Source organism: Paraclostridium benzoelyticum (assembly GCF_001006285.1).
Lineage (GTDB): Bacteria > Bacillota > Clostridia > Peptostreptococcales > Peptostreptococcaceae > Paraclostridium > Paraclostridium benzoelyticum.
The window spans coordinates 1-5,346 of sequence record NZ_LBBT01000282.1; the positions used below are offsets into that span (position 1 = coordinate 1).

Here is a 5,346-nt window from a genome sequence, read left to right on the forward strand (position 1 = left end):
GTATTATTTTTAATTATATCTTTGATTTCCTTTAGGGTTAAACATGTAATTATATTAATTTGTATTTAATGAAATTGAAATTTCCAAATTATTCTCGTTATTTTTTCCACTTTTACAACTATATAATTTTATATAAATCCTTATAAAACTGTAAACTATAAAAAGCCATTTAGTTTTATCAACTATAATGGCTTTTGTTCATATTTTAATTAAATTCAATACTAGTTCTTGGGCTAAGCGTAGTTCCCCAAATAGAGACATTTATATTCTTAGATAAAGGAACATTATGTTCGTCTATAACAGTTCTCCACCATTCCCAAGCTAGTCCAGTACATTCTCTAGCTAAAATATTTATATTTTTAGAATTAGCTTCTAATGGTATTACTGTTGAAAAATGAGCAGTTCTATCATTGTTGCTTCCATTCCATATTTTATGAGTTAAAACTTCATTCCCATTTTCATCGTAAGATACTTCATCCCAAGATACATCAAATTGAGCAACATATGCTCCACTGTGATCTAAATTAATTTTTCCTTTAGAGTACTCAGTGCTTGTAGTCTCTATATAATCTGTTTTATTGTGTACTGCAGCAATTGAGTTATCTTTTAAGAAAGTACTTGTATATGAAATTGGATATGCAGGATTTTTCAAGCTAAAAGTAGCATTATTTTTTATAACGTTTCTTATTTCATCAAAATCTTTACTTATTATTTTATTATGTTCTTGTGCATCTCCACCTAAAACAACAGCTGTAAATGAACTATTATCATATATATCTTGATACTGAGAACTGTTACTCACATTATTATTTTTTATCAATGCTTTAAAAGCAGATTGAACATCTTTACTTTTAGATGTAGTTTCTAGTTTTACATATATAGTTCTACCATAAGCTACATTAGACACCATAAGTGGTGGGGTTTCATTACTTACACCTTTTCTAACTAATTCTTTAAAAGTTACATTATCGTCAAATAATTCAGAAGGATTGTTTGGAAGCTGTGCACTTACAGTGTAAAATATTTGTTTATATGCTGCTATCATAACCTTCTTTTCTCCATTTGATATTGCATTGAAATCTATTCCAAGTGAATTATCAAGCAACTTTGCGTTAATATTAAGTGCATTAGAAATTTGAGATTTGCTATATACCATAGATTCTGTATATTGTGTTCTAGCAGGTAATGTATGTGTCTGAGAGTTTTTATCGCTCCAATTAGATACTAATTCATCAACGGCCCCTGATACATTTGAATATGTTGGATTTTGAACATTGGTAGTATTTTCTTTTTTCATTCCAGGTAAATCAATACTTATATCAATAGGCTTTCTCTTACACATTAAAATATTAGGTCTATTTTCTACAAAAGAGTCATCTGCAAGTTGCAGAGCTCCTGGATATGTACGATCTATTACAGAATCTATAATAGATATATCTACTGGAGATGTTGTTAATGTTTTTTTATTTCTTTCAACTACAATAAATTTATTATTGGTCTTAAATCCTTCTCTTGGAGTTACATTTTCAATACTGTCCCCATTGCTAGCTAATACTTCATTTTTATTATAACTTAAATTTGCTATACCGTTATCTATTTCTTCACTGTTTGGACTTTGTGCAAAGCTTGTAAGCGTATTAAAACCAATGCCTATAACGATAGTAAAACATGTGACTATGTTTTTTATATTCTTGTGCTTTATCATAATTTACCGCCCTCCTCTATTATAGATATACGGCTATATATATTAAAAACTTATAGTAAATGTTAAATTTTTAATAAAATCAAAAAAAGAGGTTCCCTGTATAAGGCAATCTCTTTTTCATTTAACTGCTTACTAAAAACTTATGTTTTTTATAATTGACTTTTAGGTTTTAAGTCAGATTGGCTTAAATGCTTTCTTATAATATACACAGTTCCATCTTTCTTAAATTCTGCTTCATATGAATATCCATATTTTTCAACCTCATAATAGTCCAGTATCTTAACTTTATCCCCCGACTTTAAAGATATAGTTTTAGTGTTTGTTTCACTTCCATCAACATGAGCTTTAAGTCTTCTATTTTTTGCTATACAAGCAATATCATTTATTTCAAATTCTCTTTTTATCATGTATTCTCCTTAGTGTAATTTAATACAATTTTATTTATTATAAAAGACCTTGATTTTTATATGTTTGCAAAGTTTTTATTATATAGCTTAATGTCCAAAATTCCTTGTCCATTTTTTCTGATATTAGTAATAACCCATCAATTAATTGTTTTTCTTTAAAGTTTTCTAAAAGAATCATTATGCTTATACTATTTATTTCACCATCTTTTGTATCTAATGTTCTAGATTTTTTTACGAACTCATTTTGCATAGCTAATTTTATTGAGTCTTCAAGTTTCTCACTTACATCTAATTTAGGCATTTCATCAAATATCTTAACATCTGATGAGTTAAATTTAATATTTACAGCTTTGCTTAAATCTGTAGATAAAAATATAGTGTTTTTAAATTGAGCTCCTGAAAAGTCTACACCTTCTAAATTTACTGAATCAAACACAGTGTTTTCAAATTTAGCTTTTTTTAACTTACTCTTTTTTAGGTTACTTCCAATTAACTCTGCATTTTTAAATGTGCATCCATAAAAATTACAAGATTTGAAATGAGCTCCTCTTAAACTTGTAAAGTTAAAATTAGACCCTGAAAAATCACTATTGTAACAATTACTTCTCTTTAAATCTTGATACATAAAATTTTTATTCAATTTTTGTATCTTATTGTATTTTAAACCTTGCTCCATATTCTGTTTTCTTACCATCTTGTCCTCCGCATTCTTTTTTGTATATTAAAAAAACCCTTATACCTAGTGATATAAGAGTTTGAAATTACTTATAATTGGTTGCGGGAGCAGGACTCGAACCTGCGACCTTTGGGTTATGAGCCCAACGAGCTGCCAACTGCTCCATCCCGCGATATTTAATTTATCTAATATAATAATATCACATTAAATACAATCCTGCAACAACATAATAACTATTTTATGTACTTTTAACTTTTTTTAATACTTTTCATATTATATAAAGTATTAAATTTTAATTGCGGTGGTGTGTTTATATATGAAAGCAAATTTAGTATGTAAAGGTGGAGGAATGAAAGGTATAGCATTAGTTGGTTCTATAGCATGTCTAGAAGATAGCGGTTATGAGTGGGATAGATTAGCTGGTACTTCAGCTGGAGCTTTAGTTGCTTCATTATTGTCTGTTGGATATACATCATCTGAAATCGAAGAAATTTTATATGATATAGATTATCCTAAGTTTAAAGATAAAAATATTTTTCAATTTATTCCCTTTGCAGGAGATTTATTGAGTGTTACATTTCATAAAGGAATTTATTCAGGAAAATACTTAGAGGATTTTTTACATGAAAAATTTAAACAAAAAGGAAAAACCAAATTTAAAGATGTTTCCGCTAATGGAGAAAGTAGACTTAAAATGATAGCTTCAGATGTAACTAGAAAAAAGTTACTAGTTTTACCAGATGATTTAATTGACTACGGTTTAGATCCTATGGAGTTTGAAATATCTAAAGCCGTTAGAATGAGCGTAAGCATACCCCTTTATTTTTATCCAGTTGAATTAAAGTATGCTAATAAATCATGCTTTGTAGTAGATGGAGGCCTACTTAGTAACTTTCCTATATGGATATTCGATACAAACTGTAATTCTAAATATCCAACAATTGGACTTAACTTGTCTGAAGATACAAATCAAGAAATTCATGAGTCTAAAAACCCAATTCATTACTTACTAGACATTGTAAAAACTTCACTCTATACAAATGAAGATGTCTATTTTAAAGAAAAAGATTCCTTGAGAATTATAAATATTCCTACATTAAATGTTTCTGCAACAGACTTTAATCTTCCAAGGGAAACTATGGAAGAACTCTATAAGTCTGGGTATAAGGCTTCTCAAGCATTCGTAGTTAATAGATACTTAGAAACTTATATATCAAAATATGGCTTTAATTAAAATAAATAAAAGGTGATACTTATTTTACTAGAAAATTATCACCTTTTATATTTTACCAGCTAATTACATTTTGTGTTGCTATATCTTTATATCTATTTAAATTTATCTGATTTGATTTTTCAGAATTAACGCAATTATACATAAGTAGATCCTCTTCTAATTCTTCAAGTATATCTATATCTTTTCTTATATAACTTTCTAATCTATATAATGTTGAACCAACTCTAGATTTGATTAACTTCATATTTCCCATAAATTAATTTTAGTTTGCAGATGAAGATGCACTCACCGCAGCTATCATAGCTACCATAATAGCAATTTCAATAGCTATTATTATTTCTAAAAATATATTATTTGTTATTATGTCTAAATTACCTTCTTCTTTGAAACAATCAGCATATGCAGAAGCGACAATAGCAGCACTTATTATATTCCTATTGTTCTTACCTAGTGCCCAATTTCCAAAGCCTTTTATATCTTTTAACTTATCAGATACCTCTTTTATCTGTTTAACTAAAATTTCTTCGTCACATTCTAATAATGATATGGCTCCTATTAGTGGATATCCATATCCATCTATTTTACAATTATTAGTTTCTAAAAGTCTTTTTATTCTTAATACTTTATTTAAGCTTTCTTCGTTTTTATTTTTATCAAAAGCCATTATATGTGAAAGTGATTGAAGATTATTAGATTTGTAGAATCCTTTTGAGTTAAGAACTTTATAACAGTTTTCCATATATTCTAAATCACTATCTAAATTTTTTGAGTTTATAGCTATAAGCGCTGCCCTACAATAATCATCACTAGATGTTAAAAATGGATGGTTATTTTTCATAAAGTCATATACATATTTAGTTCTATAAATAGCTGTATCTATATCTACCTTATTTTTATTTTCATCTATTATAATAGCTGTAAATGGTAAATATGTATCGTTGAAAAATTTATTTTCTTTTAACTTGTTATAAGTATTTAATATTGAATTAAATGACTCTTCTTTGTTTTCTTTATTAGATAATAAATTTGATAAATAAAACAAACTATGTCCTCTAAAATTTGAAAATATTCCTGTATTATTTTTAATCACTTCTATACCTTCTTCAACTTTATTTGGTATTATATGCTCATTTTTTATTGTAGATGATAATATACAACTTTGTTGTATCATTCCCATTTGCCAAGAACCTTTTACCTCTTTTATTTTTTCATTATTATGTATTAATAAATCTACCTTATTATCTATTACAATTTCTACCATAACTTTATCCCTCTCCCCATACAAACTTTATGTTAGTTAAGTTGTTTTCAACAGCCTTCTCAA

At 27.3% G+C, this 5,346-nt stretch carries 6 protein-coding genes and 1 tRNA gene; 1 reads left to right on the forward strand and 6 read right to left on the reverse strand.

The genetic code is table 11. The features are described 5' to 3' along the window. Positions 1 to 205 precede the first annotated feature (205 nt). From VN21_RS14225 to VN21_RS14240, 4 genes are all read right to left on the reverse strand, one after another. On the reverse strand, positions 206 to 1,705 hold the full coding sequence (locus VN21_RS14225; RefSeq protein ID WP_046823848.1) for a thiol-activated cytolysin family protein: 1,500 nt from the start codon (positions 1,703 to 1,705) through the stop codon (positions 206 to 208). Positions 1,706 to 1,854: 149 nt separating this feature from the next. Beyond that, complete coding sequence (locus VN21_RS14230) at positions 1,855 to 2,112, reverse strand: hypothetical protein (RefSeq protein ID WP_046823849.1); 258 nt, start codon at positions 2,110 to 2,112, stop codon at positions 1,855 to 1,857. Between the two features lie 37 nt (positions 2,113 to 2,149). After that, positions 2,150 to 2,806, reverse strand: coding sequence for a pentapeptide repeat-containing protein (locus VN21_RS14235; RefSeq protein WP_046823850.1), 657 nt, complete (start codon positions 2,804 to 2,806; stop codon positions 2,150 to 2,152). Between the two features lie 78 nt (positions 2,807 to 2,884). Further along, positions 2,885 to 2,960, reverse strand: a tRNA-Met gene (locus VN21_RS14240). A 144-nt stretch (positions 2,961 to 3,104) separates the two neighbouring features. On the opposite strand from VN21_RS14240, the gene VN21_RS14245 reads away from it, so the two are divergent. Continuing rightward, positions 3,105 to 4,022 carry a patatin-like phospholipase family protein gene (locus VN21_RS14245; RefSeq protein ID WP_046823851.1) on the forward strand — a complete coding sequence of 306 codons (918 nt, stop codon included), beginning with the start codon at positions 3,105 to 3,107 and terminating at the stop codon, positions 4,020 to 4,022. Positions 4,023 to 4,074: 52 nt separating this feature from the next. On the opposite strand, the gene VN21_RS14250 is transcribed toward VN21_RS14245, so the two are convergent. Together VN21_RS14250 and VN21_RS14255 are read right to left on the reverse strand one after the other, a co-directional pair. Further along, positions 4,075 to 4,275, reverse strand: coding sequence for a hypothetical protein (locus VN21_RS14250; protein WP_046823852.1), 201 nt, complete (start codon positions 4,273 to 4,275; stop codon positions 4,075 to 4,077). A 9-nt stretch (positions 4,276 to 4,284) separates the two neighbouring features. Then, entirely contained in the window at positions 4,285 to 5,283 is a 999-nt protein-coding gene (locus tag VN21_RS14255; RefSeq protein WP_046823853.1) for a DUF4003 family protein, read from the reverse strand. Positions 5,284 to 5,346 lie beyond the last annotated feature (63 nt).